Below are 16,507 nucleotides of genomic sequence, written 5' to 3'. Positions count from 1 at the left end.
TTCCCGTGACTGCCGACGAAACCTTCATCCACCAGCCCGCGCGCCCCGGCACGGGCAGCCATGATTTGCCCGTTTCACCCGAGTTGGCGTCCTTCATGCGCACCGGCTGGGCGGCCACCCCGCTTCCGGCCGACACCCGCGTGCCCGCCCACGCCGTCACACCGGCCCGCCGCGCCCGGCTTTCCGCGCTCTTCCCGGGCGAGCGACTGCTGATACCCGCCGGGCAGTTGAAGGTTCGCTCCAACGACTGCGACCACCGTTTCCGCCCGCACAGCGCCTACGCCTGGCTGACCGGCCTCACCGGGGAGGACCAGCCGGGTCACGCACTGGTCCTCGAACCGTCCGGGCCGCACGGCCACGAGGCGGTCCTGTATCTGCGCCCCCGCTCCCCCCGCGACGGCGACGAGTTCTACCGTGACCGGCGGTACGGCGAATTCTGGGTGGGCCGCCGTCCCGACCTCGCCGAGACCGAACGCCTCACCGGGATCCGCTGCGCGCACCTGGACGGCCTGGACCGGCTGCCGCCGGCCCGGGACGCATCCAGCGACACCGCACTGGCCACCGCGCTGTCCGAACTGCGCCTCGTCAAGGACGCCTGGGAGGTCGGCCAGCTCCAGCTCGCCGTCGACCACACGACCGACGGATTCGAGGACGTGGTCCGCGCCCTGCCCCGGGCGCTGACCCATCCCCGCGGCGAACGCCACATCGAGGGCGTCTTCGGACTGCGGGCCCGCGCCGAGGGCAACGGCACCGGCTACGACACCATCGCCGCGTCCGGTGCGCACGCCTGCGTCCTGCACTGGATCCGCAACGACGGCGCCCTCGACCCGACTGAGCTCCTGCTGCTCGACGCGGGCGTAGAGACCGACACGCTCTACACCGCGGACATCACGCGCACTCTTCCGCTGTCCGGCCGCTTCTCCCCCGTGCAGCGTCAGGTGTACGAACTGGTTCTCGCCGCCCAGGACGCGGGCATCGCGGCCCTCAAACCGGGCGCGAGCTTCCGGGACTTCCACCGCGCCTGCATGCGGGTGATCGCGGAGGGCCTGACGGAATGGGGCGTCCTGACGAGCCCCGAGGGCGACCTCCACCGCCGCTACACCCTGTGCAGCAGCGGCCATATGCTCGGCCTCGACGTCCACGACTGCGCCAAGGCACGCGCCGAGACCTACCTCGACGGCGTACTGGAGGAGGGCCAGGTCCTCACCGTCGAGCCGGGCCTCTACCTCCAGCCCGACGACCAGACTCTGCCGCCGCAGCTGCGGGGCATCGGCGTACGGATCGAGGACGACCTGGTCATCACCGCGTCCGGCGCCCGGCTGATGTCCGCGGCGCTGCCGCGCACCCCGGACGCGATCGAGGAATGGATGGGCACACTCACCGCGGGCTGATCCCGGCCTCCCCCATGCCCGGCATGCGCTCGATCGCCACCATCGCCGCATCGTCGCCCAGGCTTCCGCCGACGTGACTCAGGAGGTCCTGGCAGAGGCGGCTGAGGAGCGCGTCAGGATGTTCTCCGGTCCACGGAGCCACCCGCTCCGCAAGGGGGTAGAAGGTGCCGGACCGGTCCCGGGCCTCGATGACTCCGTCCGTGTAGAGCAGGACGATGTCGCCCGGCTCGAAGGCGAAGGTCTCGGGGGCGACGTCGGAGTCCATGAATTCGGTGAGGCCCAGGGGTGGTGCCGGGCGGCGGACCTCCAGCGCGGTGATCTGCCCACCGCGCAGCAGGAGGGGCGACGGGTGCCCGCAATTGATCACGTCAAGGGTCGACTCCTTGTCCGGGACGTCGAGGACGGCCGCGGTGATGAATGCTTCGCCGTGATCGTCGGGGTCGTCGGGGTCGGCCCAGGGGTCGTCCAGGTTCGAGGAGACGGTTCCCTCCAGATAGGCCACCAGCGCCGGTAGGTCGGCCTGCCGGTGGGCAGCGGCCCGGAAGGCGCCGAGGAGGAGAGCGGCGTCCCCGATCGCCTCCAGCCCCTTGCCCCGGACATCCCCGATGATGAGCCGGGTCCCGTGTGCCGTGCGGGCTGCGGCGTACAGGTCGCCGCCGATCTGCGCCTCCGCTTCGGCTGCGAGATAGACGGAGGCGATACGCAGCGGACCGATCCGCTGCGGCAGCGGCCGTAGCACCACCTGCTGCGCCGCCTCGGCCACGGAGCGGAGCTGGATGAGTTCCTTCTCGTGCCGTTCTCGCAGGTAGGCGAAGAAGGTCACGAAGACCGAGATCAGGATCAGCGCGATGATCTGGAAGGTGTGGTTCAGGTCGGTGAGGGTGGTGCGGGCCATCGCGACCGCTGACTGAGCCAGGACGGCGACCGCGCCGATGAACGCGGTCGTCCGAGGCCCGGCGAAGGACGCCGTGACCGCGGGAGCGGCGACCAGGAAGGGGCCGAGGTGGACGTCGGGGGGAGCCAGGACGTCGACCGTCGTGACGATCGCGATCATCGCGAGGGGAACGGCCACAAGGGCGTGACCCGGCTCCCATGACCAGCGAGTGCTCCCGCGGAGTCGTCCATGACTCATAGGTCCTGCATACACCGCGCCATGGCTCCGTGCTCACGCCGCCACGGTTGCACCACGAAGTGTTCGGGTCGGGGCCGGGCGGCCGCTGTGGAAACGATTCGCCCGGCCCCTGACCTCGCGCGGCGGTCGCCGCGCAGACGGGATCAGCCCTCGACGACGCCCGACTTGGCGATCGTGACCTTCGCCTTGGGGGCACCGCTGCGGGAGCCCAGGCCCTCGATCCGCTTCACGAGGTCCATGCCCTCGACGACCTCGCCGAAGACGACGTGCTTGTTGTCCAGCCAGTCGGTGACGATGGTCGTGATGAAGAACTGCGAGCCGTTGGTGTTGGGGCCCGCGTTGGCCATGGAGAGCTGCCCAGGCTTGGTGTGCTTGAGCTGGAAGTTCTCGTCGGCGAACTTCGCGCCGTAGATGCTCTTGCCGCCCGTGCCGTTACCAGCGGTGAAGTCACCGCCCTGGAGCATGAAGTCCGGGATGACGCGGTGGAAGGAAGAGCCCTCGTAGCCGTAGCCGTGCTCGCCCGTGGCGAGTTCGCGGAAGTTCCTCGCGGTCTTGGGGACCACGTCGTCGAACAGCGCGAAGACGATCCGGCCGGCGGGCTCGTCGTTGATGGTGATGTCGAAAAACACGTTACTCATGGCTTCATCCTGACACCCCCAGTCACCGGAGCGCACACCAGACCCGCCCTTCGCGGAGAAACACGTCTGTCTGCTGTTCTTTCGGGCCGGTCCGCCGGGCCGCGAATGGCCGTCCCGTGCATGGAAGTTGAGAGCACCTGTACGTGTCTTGGCATGTTCGGGTGGTTCCGACAGGGATATGGCCGCATTGACCAGCAGCGGCCAGACAAGGTAAGCCTTACCTAAATTCTAAGTACAATCTCAGCCATCGGAGCCGTCGATGTCCAGCCACCCCTCCATCCCTTCGATCGGCCGCCAGGCCGACCGGGACAACGCCGGCCCGCTGCCGGTTTGGTGGACGTCGGCCGCAGGTGCGCTACTGATCTGCCTCGGCTGGACGGCATGCGTATGGATCTCCACGCACCTGCGGGCCGACCCCGCCCTGCACACAGCGGCCCTCTTCGTGCACCTGGCATCCCTGATCCTCGGCTTCGGAGCCGTTCTGGTGGCCGACTACTACGGAATGCTGTGGCTCACCGGCCGGTGCGAACTGGGCGAGGCGGTCGCGTGCGCTGCGCGCCTGCACACCCCGATCTGGGCCGGGCTCGCAGGACTCGTGGCCAGCGGCATCATGCTCAACCCCGACCTCGCCTCCCCTCTCACCCGGATCAAACTGGTCCTCGTACTGCTCCTCAGCCTCAACGGTCTGCAGGCCGGGATCCTGCGACGCCGGATCGCCGGAGCAGCGGCGGCCTCCCCACCGGCGCGCACGCTGATGTGGGGCGCCGCCACTGCCCTCATGTCCCAGCTCTGCTGGTGGGGCGCGCTGGCCATCGGCTTCCTCAAGAACCAGGGATAGGAGCGACAGGTAGACCCCCCGCATCCCCTGTGCGGCCGACAGGCATCAGCAGATCCGCGGCAGCTGCTCCCCGATCGGCAGGTCCACCACCCGTGTGCCGCCGAGTCCGGTACGCGCCACCACCATGCCCGGGTGCGCCTCCACGGCCTCGCCGATCACCGTTGCGTCAGCGCCCAGAGGGTGCGAGCGCATCGCTTCAAGGACCGGCTCCGCGTGCTCGCGCGGGACGAACGCCACGAGCTTGCCCTCGTTGGCGACGTACATCGGATCCAGCCCCAAGATGGCGCAGGCGTTGGCCACGGGTGCCGGGACAGGAATGCTGCGCTCCTGGATGACGACTCCGACGCCGGAGGCCGCCGCGATCTCGTTCAGCGTGGCTGCCAGGCCTCCGCGCGTGGGATCGCGCAGCACATGCAGGTCCGGGGTGACAGCGAGCATCGCCTGCACCAGACCGCCGAGCGCCGCGCAGTCGCTCTCGATCTCGACCCCGAACTCAAGGCCCTCACGGACGCTCATGATCGCGACGCCATGGACGCCGATCGCGCCGCTCACGATCACCACATCACCGGGGACGACGCGCTGCGGCCGCAGATCGACGCCCGTCGGGATGATGCCGATCCCGGCGGTGTTGATGTAGATCCCGTCGCCGTGGCCGGCCTCGACGACCTTGGTGTCGCCGGTCACCACTTCGACCCCCGCGGTGCGTGCGGCGCTACCCAGCGCCCCGGCCACGCGTGAGACCACCGCGAGCTCGACCCCCTCCTCCAGGATGAACCCGCAGGAGAGATACGCGGCTTGGGCACCGCTCATGGCAAGGTCGTTGACGGTGCCGTTGACGGCCAGGTCGCCGATACTGCCGCCGGGGAAGAACAGCGGCCGCACCACGAAGGAATCCGTGGAGAAGGCCAGCCGGACCCCGCCGAGCGAGAGCGCCGCGCAGTCACCCAGTTGCCGCAGCACCTCTCCCCCGAAGGCGGGCGCGAAAATGTGCTGGACGAGCTCGGCGGAGAGGGCGCCGCCACCGCCGTGGCCCATCACCACCCGGCTCTGGTCCCGCAGCGGGGCCGGGCAGGTCCACGCCGTGGGGTCCGGCAGCTCGGTGGTCTGCGGCGAGCCGTTCACCGGCGTATCGATCGAGGGCGCTTGTGTGGTCTCAGACAACGGGGCTCGCCTCCAGCGATGCGGTTTTGATGTCCAGTCGCCGGTAGAGGTAGTACGCGGCGCACGCGCCCTCACTGGAGACCATGGTGGCGCCGAGCGGGGTCCGGGGCGTGCACAGCGTGCCGAAGGCCTCGCACTCATGGGGCTTCAGCAGGCCCTGCAGGACCTCGCCGCTGCGGCACTCCGCCGGCTCCCTGGTCTGGATGCCGGAGACCGAGAAGCGGTACTCGGCGTCGTAGTCGCGGTACCGCGTGGACAGCCGCCAGCCGCTGCCGGGGATGGTTCCGATACCGCGCCAGGCGCGGTCGGTGACCTCGAAGACATCCGCCAGCATGGCCTGGGCCGCGGGGTTTCCCTCGGGGCGGACAGCACGCGGGTAGGCGTTGTCGACGGTGTGCTCGCCGCGTTCCAGCTGCCGTACGGTCCTGCGTACTCCCTCAAGGATGTCCAGCGGCTCGAATCCGGTCACGACGATCGGGACACCGAACCGATCGGCAAGCTCGGGATACTCCGACACGCCCATCACGCTGCACACATGCCCGGCCGCGAGAAAGGCCTGCACCCGGCAGCTCGGGGACTGCATGATCGCCTCGATCGCGGGAGGCACCCTGACATGGGACACCAGCAGGCTGAAGTTCCGGATCCCGAGCCTGCGCGCCTGATACACCGTCATGGCATTGGGCGGCGCGGTCGTCTCGAATCCGATGCCGAAGAACACCACTTCCCGGTCCGGGTTCTGCTGAGCGATCCTCAGGGCGTCCAGGGGCGAGTAGACGACCCGCACATCGCCGCCTTCGCTGCGGACCTGGAACAGGTCACGGCCGGTGCCCGGCACGCGGAGCATGTCACCGAAGGAGCAGAAGATCACCTCCGGGCGGGACGCGATCTCCAGGGCCTTGTCGATCACTTCCAGCGGGGTGACACACACGGGACAGCCGGGTCCGTGGATCAACTCCACGTGATCGGGCAGCAGTTGGTCGATGCCGTGCCGGATGATCGTGTGCGTCTGTCCCCCGCAGACCTCCATCAGCGCCCACGGTCTGGTCACGGTGGAGTGGATGTCATCCAGCAGGCGCCGCGCCAGATCCGGATCCTGGAACTCGTCGATGTACTTCACTTCTGTGCCTCCTGGGGTGTGTCGATACCGGCGGCGGGCAGCGGGGATCCACCCGCTTCCGCCGCGAGCTCCCACGGATCGCCGAACTCCTCCTGGAGCATCCCGAGCGTGGCGAAGAGCTCGAGCGTCTGCTTGGCCGACTCCTCGTCCAGGCGCTGCAGGGCGAACCCCACGTGGACGATGGCGTACTCGCCGACCTGGAGGTCCGGCAGATACTCCAGGCACACCTCCTTGACGACGCCGCCGAAATCGACGCTGGCCATACGGGTGCCGTCGCGTTCCTCGATGTCCAGGACTCTCCCGGGTACCGCCAGGCACATGCGCTTCTCCTCGCTGTGGTGGGTTTCGTGGCCCGCTCTTCCCGGGCGCATCGTCAGTCGCTGTTTGACCGCTGGGCCACGGCGGCGTGTGCGGCCACCATCAGTTGCCCGAGCGCCAGTCCCCCGTCGTTCGGCGGGACGTGCCGGTGGCGCAGGACGGTGAAGCCCTCCTCGCGGAGCATCCGCGCGCACGCCGAGGAGAGCAGGGCGTTGGCGAAGACACCGCCGGTCAGCGCTACGGTGTCCAGCCCGTGCTCCTCGCGCGCCATGACGCACATCGTGTGTACGAGACCGGCGACGGCGCTGTGGAAGCGCGCGGCGACGAGGGCCGGGGATGTACCGGCCCGTACGTCGGCGACGACCGCTGCCAGAACGGGAGCGGGGTCGGCGGCTGCCGCAGCCCGGCCGTCACCCGCAGGCGGCACGGCGAACGCGTAGCCCGCGACGTCCTCGGCCACTGCCGTCAGGGCGGCCGCCTCCAGCTCGATGGCTGCCTGAGCTTCGTATCCGGACCGATGGCAGACGCCGGCGAGCGAGGACACAGCGTCGAACAGCCGCCCCATGCTGGAGGTGGGCACACAATTCAGGTTCCGCTCCAACTGCTGCTCCAGGACCCGGAGTTCGTCGGGCGGGCAAGCGGCGGTGCAGGGCAGGTCCTGGGACCAGGCGATGCCTGCTGCGCGCAGATGGGCGAGTGCCATGCGGTACGGGCGGTGCACCGCGGCGTCGCCGCCCGGCTGGGAGACGTGGGCGAGGTGTCCGAGGCGGCTGAACCTGTCGTAGTCGGCAAGCAGGAACTCCCCGCCCCACACCGCGCCGTCGTCACCGTAGCCAGTGCCGTCGAACGCGACCCCGATGACCCGGCGGCTGCCGTCCAGTCCGTGCTCCGCCATCGCGGAGGCGATGTGCGCGTGATGGTGCTGGACCCGTACGACCGGCCGTCCCGCCGCGTGCCGGGTGGCCCACTGCCCGGAGCGATAGCCGGGATGCCGGTCTGCCGCCAGCAGCGCCGGGTGCACTCCGGTGATCGACTCCAGCTGCGTCTCGGCGCGCTCGAAGGCCTGCTGTGTGGCGAGGTCGTCCATGTCCCCGATGTGCGCCGACAGCCAGGCCCTGCGCCCTTCCGCGAGACAGAACACGTTCTTGAGGTCGCCCCCGACAGCGAGAGCCGCGGGCACGGGTACGGGCAATGCGACGGGCAGCGGGGCGTAGCCACGAGAACGGCGGACGATCAGCTTCTCCCCGTCGCACACCCGCACCACGGAGTCGTCGCACGGCACATGGATCCCGCGGTCGTGCATGAGCCAGGCGTCGGCCAGGTGCGCCAGCCGGGTCAGCGCGTCGGTGTCCTCCGTGACGATCGGCTCCCCCGCCAGATTGCCGCTGGTCATCACAAGCAGGCGTGGCCCGTCGGCATCGCCGGGCAGGCCAAGGAGCAGATGGTGCACGGGTGTGTACGGAAGCATCACGCCGAGATCGGGACTGCCCGGGGCGACCTCCTCCGAGGGCCTGGGAAATCCCGCGTCGGTACGCCGCCGCAGCAGGACGACGGGCCTGACGCCGCCCGTCAGCAGGCTTCGCTCCTCGGGGCCCAATTGCACGAGGTGCTCGACGTCGGCGACGGTCCTGGCCATCAGGGCGAACGGCTTGGTGCCGCGGGCCTTGCGCCGGCGCAATGTGGCCACGGCCCGGGAGTTGGAGGCGTCGCAGGCGAGGTGATACCCGCCAAGGCCCTTCACTGCCAGGATCGCGCCCTGGGACAGCAGCCTGCGGGCCTCGGCAACGGGGTCCGCGGCGGAAACGGGCCGGGGTGAGCCTTCCGTATCCGCTTGTGCCACGAACAGACGCAGGCGGGGGCCACAGGCGTGGCAGGCGACCGGCTGCGCGTGAAAGCGGCGGTCGGCCGGATCGGCGTACTCCCGGGCGCAGTCGGCGCACATCGGGAAGTCGGCCATCGTCGTGTGGTCCCGGTCGTACGGAAGACCGCGGACGATCGTGAAGCGGGGCCCGCAGTGCGTGCAGGTGATGAACGGGTGGCGGTGACGCCGGTCGGCCGGATCGGCCAGTTCGGCGAGACATGCCTCGCAGGTCGCCATGTCCGGCGAGACCAGGGTGCGCGCGGGGCCTCCGGTCGTGGAGGGGGCGATGACGAACCCGTCACCTCCGGTGGCGGGGACCTCATGGTGGTCGACGGACTCCACGCGCGCGAGAGGCGGCGCCTGCGCCCCGATACGGTCGCAGAACAGGGCGACGTCGGCGGGCGGTCCCTCGACTTCCGCGACAACGCCCTCACCGGTGTTGGTCACATGGCCGACCAGGTCGAGCCCCGTGGCGAGCGTGTACAGGAACGGCCGGAACCCGACGCCTTGCACCACGCCCCGGACGGTGACCCGCCTGCGCTGCACCGCCTGATCGACGACGGCGACGGCGACGCCGGCGGCACGCTGCGGACCGCTCACGAGCCGGACTGCGCCATGGCGCCGGAGGCCGCCGCACGGGTCTGCGTCCCGTGATCGTGGTGATGATGCCGGTCCTGACGGGCCATCACAGGCTCGTGCACCGGCTCGCCGTCGGCCACCGCCGTCGCCCGGTCCAGCAGCGCGCCCACGCCGTCGCCCCGCCGGGCCGACGTCAGCAGCACTTCCACCCCGGGATTGACCTGCGCGACATTCGCCCGGAACGCCGCCTCGTCGAACTCGACGGCCTCCGCGATGTCGGTCTTGGTCACCACCACCAGGTGCGCCAGACCGAAGGCGGTGGGGTACTTCAGCGGCTTGTCCTCCCCTTCCGTTACGGAAGCGAGCACGACCCGCAAGGACTCACCGAGGTCGTACGAGGCCGGACAGACGAGGTTGCCGACGTTCTCCACGAACAGCAGCCGGGTGTCATCGGGCAGCCATCCCTCCAGGTGCCTGCCCAGCATCCCGGCCTCCAGGTGGCACAGACCGTCGGTCAGCACCTGCTTGACCGGGACGCCTGAACGGGCCAGCCGCACGGCGTCGTTCTCGGTGGCGAGGTCGGCGGTCAGGGCCGCGACCCGTACTCCCCGCTCCCGTGCCAGCAGCAGCTCCCCCTCCAGCAGAGCCGTCTTCCCACTGCCGGGGCTGGACAGCAGATTGACAACCGTCGTGCCGCGGGCGGCAAGGCCGGCGCGCAGCGCGTGCGCGGTCGCGTCGTTCTTGGCGAGGACCGCCTGTTGCAGATCGACCACACGGCACATGCTTCAGCACTCCTCGGAAATGGGTTCACGGGTGTGTTGGTGCCCCTGGCCGTCCTCCACCTGCACGCTGACGATCTGCAGTTCGCGGCCCGAGAGCAGTTCGTCGGTCGCCTTTCCGCACACCGGACAGCACAGCTGCGGCGGCATGCCGACCGCCCACTCGTCGGCGCACATCTCGCAGCGGGCACGACCAGGCACAAACTCCGTGACCAGCTCGGCACCTTCCAGAACGGTCCCGGCACAGGCCAGTTCGAAGCAGAAGGAGAGGGCGTCGGGAACCACTCCGGCCAACTCGCCGACGTGGAGCCGTACGGACGTCACGGCGGTGACGCCGCCCGCCTCGGCGGCCGCCTGCTCCACCTGGTCGACGACAGCCACCGCGATGGACATCTCGTGCATCGCTCTCCGTCCTGGCGCAGGCCGACCGCGGTCGAACGCTCCGGGCCCGGTGGGTGTCGCCCGCCCGTGCATGCTGAGGCTGGGGCCGTTCGGCACCCATTACAGGCCGGGACCACGTGGCCCGGAGCCCGGCGCGCCGTTGCGACCGGGCTGCGTACGCCGTTCGGGGCAGCGGCGCACGTCGCCGCCAACGACTGGTCCCTACTCGATCAGGGCGGCCTCGAAGGAGCCCCCGAGGTAGCGCTCCCGACTGTCGCGCCGTTGCAGCTTGCCGGTCGTCGTCAGCGGCAGCGTCCCCGGCTTGAGAAGGACGACATCGTGAACCTGAATGCGATGACCTGCATGGACGGCGCGCCTGATCTCCCGCTTGATCTCCTGGGCGTTCACCGGATCGTCATTCTCGCCGCCGGCTGCGGTCGTCGTCTCGGCGAGCACGATGAGCCGCTCGTGTGCGCCGTCGTCGACCGACACCGCGCACGTACCCAACTCGCGGACTGCCGGGTGGCTGGCCTCAACGGTGGCTTCGATGTCCTGCGGGTAGTGGTTGGCACCGGCGATGATGATGACGTCCTTCGCCCGACCGGTGATGAACAGCTCCCCGCTGTGCAGAAATCCGAGGTCACCGGTACAGAGAAACCGCTCGCCCGGCTGGTCGGGAAGGGTCCCCATGAAGGTCTCGGCACTCTCCTTGGGAGCGTTCAGGTATCCCGTCGCGACGCTCGGGCCGGACACGAAGATCTCGCCCACCTCGTCCTCCTCGCAGGGCTTGCCTGTCTCCTGGTCGACGGCAATGGCCGTGCTCAACGGATGGATCGGGCCGCAGCCGACCAGCTCCCGACTGTCCTGTGCCGACGCGGCTGGGCGCACCTTTCCGGCGGCGAGCGCCTCGGAGTCCACCCGCAGGACTTCCGGGCTCTTGCCGACTGGACAGGCCGTGACCATCACTGTCGCCTCGGCGAGGCCGTACGCGGGGGACAGCGCCTCGCGCCGGAAGCCGGCCTCTGCGAATGCCGCGCTGAAGCGGTCGAGCGTATCGGCGCGGACGGGCTCACCTCCGACCAGAGCCATCTCCCAACGGCTGAGGTCGAGTTCACGGCGCTGGGCGTCGGTCACCCGGCGGACGCACAAGTCGTAGGCGAAGTTCGGCGCGCAGCTGTCCGCGCGTCCGAGGCGGGAGATCGCCCGCAGCCACGTGAGCGGACGCTGTACGAATGTCATCGTCGGCAGCAGTGTGACGTCGCGGCCGGAGAAGAGGGGGTCGAGGACGTTGCACATGAGGCCCATGTTGTGATGCGGCGGCAGCCACGACACCGACGACGGGCGGGGCAGCCCGGCGTCGTCGGCAGGCCGGCGCGTGTTGCCGTATATCAACGACAGGTTGTGCAGCACATTGCCGTGAGTGATCGCGACGCCTTTCGGCACGCCGGTCGATCCCGAGGAGTACTGCAGGTAGGCGACCATCTCGGCAGCGGCCACAGGCGGGGTCCATTGCACGGCCAGGTCGAGGCAGACCTCGTCGGTCGCCACCCGTGTGAGTCGGGCGAGCCCGTCGATGCCGGTGAGAACCGGCTCCGCGGCGGCAAGCATCGGGCCGGTGGACAGGAACAGGGAGGGCTCGGCACTCGCGGCGATCGACTCCACCCGGGTCCACTTGGCATTGCCCCGCGTGCCGTCGAGCGGAGCCACCGGCACAGGGATCAGACCCGCGTAGATGCAGCCCAGGAAGGCTGCGTGGAAATCCAGTCCGGGCGGGTAGCTCAGCAGCGCGCGTGCGCGCGTGGTGGGAACCAGCTTTCGCAGCGTCACGGCGATCGCCCGTGCGTGGTGGTCGAGTTCGGCAAGGGTCAGTGAGTCCGATTCCGCGACGCCATCGCCCAGGAACACAAAGCTCTTCCGGTCCGGCTCGGCCGCGGCACGAGCGCGGCACAGGTCGGTCAGCGTCGGCAGCTCGCCGTACTCGCCGGCCACCCCCTCGGGCAGTCGGACACCGTGCTTTTGATCGGTACGCATGAGACCACTCCAAACGGAGGAAGGAGGAAGGCGGAAGGAGACGGCGGCAGGGTGCACGCTCTCCCTTCGTGGAGCGAGGTTCAGACCGTCTCGAACACCCGCGCCCGGTACCTGGACCGGCACTGGGCGCGCTGCAGCTTGCCGCTGGTGGTGAAGGGCAGGGAACCGGCCTTGAGGAGGAGAACGTCGTCGGCCCGGAGGCCGTGGCCTGCGAAGACGGCCTCACGGACGGCTTCTTCGACCTCATCCGCCTTCACGGTCGCGCGCGCACCCGACGGGGTGTCCGGGGCATTGCCCGCCGCCAAGCGGAATCGGCTGTTGATCTCGGCCAGGACCACGAGGCGCAGGCGGTCGCCGTCCTCGACGGTGAAGACACAGCAGCAGCCGTCCCGTATCGCGGCGTGGCTTCCTGCCGCAGTCGCCTCGATGTCGTACGGGTAGTGCTGCATGCCTTCCACGACGATGAGATCGGCCACCCGGCAGGTGACGAAGAGCTGACCGCCGTCCAGAAAGCCGAGGCTGCCGGTGCGCAGGAACCGGCGGCCCTCGTGTCCGCGCACGGCGGCGTTGAACGTACTTGCGGTCTCCTCGGGGGCGTTCCAGTACGCGGTACCGATACTCGGTCCGGAAGCGAGGATCTCGCCCGTCTCGTCCGGGGCGCACGGTTCGCCGGTGGCCGGATCCACCACTGCGATGGTCATGGACGGGTGCAACTGGCCCAGGCCGACCAACCGACGGGCCTCGTCCTGGGGCGCGGCCGGCTGCACCTTGCCTTTCGCCAGCGCCACCGCGTCGAACCGGCGGACCACCGGTTCGGGCTCCACGGGCCCGCCGCTCAGCATGACGGTGGACTCGGCGATCCCGTAACTCGGAAAGAACGCCTCGCGGCGGAAGCCGAAGGGGGCGAGCATGGCGCTGAACTGGTCGATCATCTCTGCGCGCACCGGCTCGTCCCCGACCACCGCGATCCGCCAGCCGCTGAGATCGACGTAACGCAACTGCTGCTCGGACACCCGCCGCAGGCACAGTTCGTACCCGAAACCGGGTGCCGAACTGATGCCGGCCCCACGGTCCGATATCGCGCGCAGCCAGTTGGCCGGCTGCTGAGTGAACGCCGTGGGCGGCATCAGCACGGCGTCGTACCCGACATAGATCGGCTGCAGAACTCCGGAGATGAGTCCCATGTCGTGGAACACGGGCAGCCAGGACACGACGGGCGGCTGCCGTGCGAGATCGTCCGTGGCCCGGGAACCGTTGGCCAGGATCAGCGAGAGGTTGTGCAGGACGTTGCCGTGGGTGAGCACAACGCCCCGGGGCGGACCGGTCGTGCCGGAGGTGTACTGCAGGTAAGCCACCGTATCGGGGCCGATCCGGGGGGCGTTCCAGCCATCCGCGTCCGCCTCACCGATCTCGTCCGTCGCCACACAGGTCGGCCGGTGCGATGTGGACATGTCCTTCAGCAACGCCTCGACACGGCTGAGCCTGGACCCGTTCGACAGCAGCAGATCCGGTCGGCAGCTGTCGACGATCGCCCGGAAGCGCGGATAGCGGTCGTCGACGCCGACGCGCAGCACCGGAGGCGCGGGCACGGCGATCAGGCCGGCATACAGGCACCCGAAGAAGGCGGACACGAAGTCCAGGCCGGGCGGGAAACTCAGCACGGCGCGGGCGCCCGGCGGGGCGTGCCTGCTCAGACGCGCGGCAATCGCCCTTGCGCGGGCGTCGAGTTGGGCGAGGCTGAGTGAGTCGGACTCGTCGAGGCCGTTCTCCAGGAAGACGAACATCCGTCGATCGGGCTCCCTGGACGCGCGATACCTGCAGAGCTCGACCAAGGTCGTCGGCTCGGGTCGGGAATCTGTGAGGGCATCCTCTGACATCGTGGTACTCCTGTTCGGCCTGGCCATTGGCGTTGCCTTTGCCGTTGCACTCGAAGAGATGCTAAGTCGGCTGAGGAATATGGGGTATTCGCCGTCGGACGGGTATCCCTCCCTACCGGAGGCCATTGTCCAGTAGCCCGGAAGGCGGACAGAAATTCAGCCTTCGGTCGCCCTCACGCTTCCGTCCGTCGGCCGTTACGGAAAGCGCCTCGTACTGGCTACCGTCATGACCAAGGGCAGTGGACGACAAACGGCCCATGTCCAAGGGAGAACATTCCCCCAGAAGGCTTCAGAAAGGGAACCGTGATGTCCTACGAAGCATCTGACGACCACTTCTCGGCTTATCCGAAGCTCTCGGATCTCCCCGTTCTCCCCGGTCTCCCGAACGGAACAGTCATCGGTACGACCGGCGTTGTGGTCACCGGCTTGGGAATGACCACGCCCCTGGGCGCCGACGTCCACTCCACCTGGACGGCGCTGCTCGCCGGTGAATCCCCGATCACCGTGCTGGACGAGCCATGGGCCCGCGACCTGCCCGTACGGCTGGCAGGCCGGCTGAGTCAGGAACCGACCGAGGTACTGGGCCGGGTCGAGGCGCGGCGCATGGACCGCTGCCAGCAGATGGCCATGGTCGCCGCCCGACAGGCGTGGGCCGACGCCGGCGCACCCGAAGTGGCGCCGGAGCGGCTGGCCGTGGTGATCGGCACCGGCCTCGGCGGAGGACAGACGCTGATCGAGCAGCATGACGTGTCCTCGACGAAGGGGCCGGACCGTGTGTCGCCGTTCGCGGTGACGATGCTGATGCCCAACGGTTCGGCGGCCGCCGTGAGTCTGGACCTGGGCGCCCGCGCCGGCGCCCACGCGCCGACCAGCGCCTGCGCTTCCGGAGCGGAGGCAATCGCCATGGGGCTCGCCATACTGCGTGCGGGGCGTGCCGATGTCGTTGTCGCCGGCGGCACCGAGGCGTGCATCGGCCGGCTGTCCATGGCGGCCTTCGCCCGTATGGGAGCCCTGTCCAGCCGTCATGAGGACCCCCAGGCCGCATCGCGGCCGTTCGACAGTGCCCGCGACGGATTCGTGATGTCCGAGGGCGCCGGTGTCGTCGTACTGGAGCGAGCCGAATCCGCACGGGCCCGCGACGCGCGTACGTATGCCACGCTCGCCGGTACGGGCATGAGCTCCGACGCGCACGCCATGACAGCTCCTTCGACGGACGGTCAGGTCCGGGCCATCCGCCGGGCCTTGCGTGCCGGTGGCCTCAGCCCGCAGGACATCGTCCACGTCAACGCGCACGCTCCCGGTACGCCCGTCGGGGACCGCATCGAAGCAGCGGCATTGCTGGAATCAATCGGACCGCATGCCCTTGTGACGGCGACCAAATCGGCAACGGGCCATCTCATAGGCGGGTCCGGCGCGATCGAGGCCGTCTTCACGGCCCTGAGCGTGTTCACCGACGTGATTCCCGCGACCAGGAACCTCGACTACAAGGACCCCGAGGTGAAGGTGGAGCTCGTCACGGAACGTCCGCGGCACACCCAGGTCACCGCGGCGATCTCCAACTCCTTCGGCTTCGGCGGTCACAACGTGGTCCTCGCGTTCACCAAGCCCGCCTGACGGCGGGCGCAGGACGGCCGGGAGGCCGGGGCGACTCGACGAGGCCGCTCCGCTGAGCCATCAGCGCCGCGTGCATCCGGTTCGGCAACTCGAGTTTGGCGAGGATGCGCGAGACGTGGGACTTCACGGTGGCGGGCGACACATGCAGATCGAGGGCGATCTCCTGGTTGGACCTGCCCATGGCAATACCCCACAGGACTTGCCTCTCCCGGCCGCTCAGGGCAGCCAGAGCGGCCGCGTGAGAGCGCTCGTGCGGCGGCGGGAGGATCTCGAACCGATCGATCAGCCGCCGGGTCATCGTAGGGCAGATGAAGGCCGCGCCGCGGGCGACCGCCCGGACGGCCGAGGTCAGTTCCTCCTGGCTTGCACTCTTGAGCAGAAACCCGCTCGCACCGGCCTTGAGCGACCCGAACAAATGACTGTCAAGGCCGATGCTGGTCAGGACAATGATTCCGGGCGTGATTCCTGCTGCCGACGCCCGGGCAGGCCGAGCGAGTTCCTGAATGAATTCGTATTCGGCATCGACGAGTACGACCTGCGGTCGCCGCAGCTCGACCGTTCGCAAGGCCACCTCGCCGACCCTCGTATCGGCGATCACGGTGATGTCCGGCGCCTCCCCGAGGGCCTGACAAAAACCCCGGCGCACAAGATCCTCATTGTCGACCAGCATCACTTCCACCGTGCTGAATTCGTCCATCAATCACTCCGCCTGCGCGATTCGGAAATTCCAGTACAGCGGTTGCACACGCTATGGCTGTGGGATGCGCCGAGCCCAGGGTGACCATGGCTG

General features: G+C 69.3%; 14 protein-coding genes. 3 read left to right on the top strand and 11 right to left on the bottom strand.

The genetic code is table 11. The annotated features are described in order from the left end of the window. The first annotated feature begins 26 nt into the window (after positions 1-26). Positions 27-1,391 (top strand): aminopeptidase P family protein, encoded by a 1,365-nt coding sequence (locus tag OG905_RS37270; protein WP_328682807.1) that lies wholly within the window; start codon positions 27-29, stop codon positions 1,389-1,391. On the opposite strand, the gene OG905_RS37265 is transcribed toward OG905_RS37270, so the two are convergent. After that, positions 1,378-2,523, bottom strand: coding sequence for a PP2C family protein-serine/threonine phosphatase (locus OG905_RS37265; RefSeq protein WP_328681481.1), 1,146 nt, complete (start codon positions 2,521-2,523; stop codon positions 1,378-1,380). The genes OG905_RS37270 and OG905_RS37265 overlap by 14 nt on opposite strands. 143 nt (positions 2,524-2,666) lie before the next feature. Next, positions 2,667-3,161: a peptidylprolyl isomerase gene (locus OG905_RS37260; RefSeq protein ID WP_328681480.1), complete on the bottom strand. Its 495-nt coding sequence runs from the start codon at positions 3,159-3,161 to the stop codon at positions 2,667-2,669. Between the two features lie 259 nt (positions 3,162-3,420). Between OG905_RS37260 and OG905_RS37255 the strand changes: the two genes are divergently transcribed. After that, on the top strand, positions 3,421-3,999 hold the full coding sequence (locus OG905_RS37255; RefSeq protein ID WP_328681479.1) for a hypothetical protein: 579 nt from the start codon (positions 3,421-3,423) through the stop codon (positions 3,997-3,999). A gap of 45 nt (positions 4,000-4,044) precedes the next feature. Here the strand turns inward: OG905_RS37255 and hypE are convergent, their stop codons facing one another. From hypE to OG905_RS37215, 8 genes are all read right to left on the bottom strand, one after another. After that, positions 4,045-5,121, bottom strand: coding sequence for a hydrogenase expression/formation protein HypE (gene hypE / locus OG905_RS37250; protein WP_328682806.1), 1,077 nt, complete (start codon positions 5,119-5,121; stop codon positions 4,045-4,047). A gap of 31 nt (positions 5,122-5,152) precedes the next feature. After that, positions 5,153-6,277 (bottom strand): hydrogenase formation protein HypD, encoded by a 1,125-nt coding sequence (gene hypD, locus OG905_RS37245; RefSeq protein ID WP_328681478.1) that lies wholly within the window; start codon positions 6,275-6,277, stop codon positions 5,153-5,155. Beyond that, positions 6,274-6,597 (bottom strand): HypC/HybG/HupF family hydrogenase formation chaperone, encoded by a 324-nt coding sequence (locus tag OG905_RS37240; protein WP_328681477.1) that lies wholly within the window; start codon positions 6,595-6,597, stop codon positions 6,274-6,276. The genes hypD and OG905_RS37240 overlap by 4 nt, the downstream gene beginning before the upstream one ends. Before the next feature lie 53 nt (positions 6,598-6,650). Then, positions 6,651-9,056, bottom strand: a complete 2,406-nt coding sequence (hypF, locus tag OG905_RS37235) for a carbamoyltransferase HypF (RefSeq protein WP_328681476.1) — start codon at positions 9,054-9,056, stop codon at positions 6,651-6,653. Then, the gene (hypB, locus tag OG905_RS37230; RefSeq protein WP_328681475.1) at positions 9,053-9,817 is read right to left on the bottom strand and encodes a hydrogenase nickel incorporation protein HypB; all 765 of its coding nucleotides are present in this window, start codon (positions 9,815-9,817) and stop codon (positions 9,053-9,055) included. The genes hypF and hypB overlap by 4 nt, the downstream gene beginning before the upstream one ends. Positions 9,818-9,820: 3 nt before the next feature. Continuing rightward, complete coding sequence (hypA, locus tag OG905_RS37225; RefSeq protein WP_328681474.1) at positions 9,821-10,216, bottom strand: hydrogenase maturation nickel metallochaperone HypA; 396 nt, start codon at positions 10,214-10,216, stop codon at positions 9,821-9,823. Positions 10,217-10,417: 201 nt separating this feature from the next. Continuing rightward, positions 10,418-12,226, bottom strand: coding sequence for a fatty acyl-AMP ligase (locus OG905_RS37220; RefSeq protein ID WP_328681473.1), 1,809 nt, complete (start codon positions 12,224-12,226; stop codon positions 10,418-10,420). An 80-nt stretch (positions 12,227-12,306) separates the two neighbouring features. Next, positions 12,307-14,103, bottom strand: coding sequence for a fatty acyl-AMP ligase (locus OG905_RS37215; RefSeq protein WP_328681472.1), 1,797 nt, complete (start codon positions 14,101-14,103; stop codon positions 12,307-12,309). 306 nt (positions 14,104-14,409) lie between these two features. Here OG905_RS37215 and OG905_RS37210 point away from each other — a divergent pair, with 306 nt between their 5' ends. Next, the gene (locus tag OG905_RS37210; RefSeq protein WP_328681471.1) at positions 14,410-15,717 is read left to right on the top strand and encodes a beta-ketoacyl-[acyl-carrier-protein] synthase family protein; all 1,308 of its coding nucleotides are present in this window, start codon (positions 14,410-14,412) and stop codon (positions 15,715-15,717) included. Here the strand turns inward: OG905_RS37210 and OG905_RS37205 are convergent. After that, positions 15,701-16,414, bottom strand: a complete 714-nt coding sequence (locus OG905_RS37205; protein WP_328681470.1) for a response regulator transcription factor — start codon at positions 16,412-16,414, stop codon at positions 15,701-15,703. The genes OG905_RS37210 and OG905_RS37205 overlap by 17 nt on opposite strands. Positions 16,415-16,507: the final 93 nt, after the last annotated feature.

This window comes from Streptomyces sp. NBC_00322, assembly GCF_036147535.1.
In the GTDB taxonomy this organism is placed as follows: Bacteria; Actinomycetota; Actinomycetes; order Streptomycetales; family Streptomycetaceae; genus Streptomyces.
The sequence above is the reverse complement of the archived record's forward strand: the minus strand, read 5'-3'. Positions and strand labels throughout refer to the sequence as shown.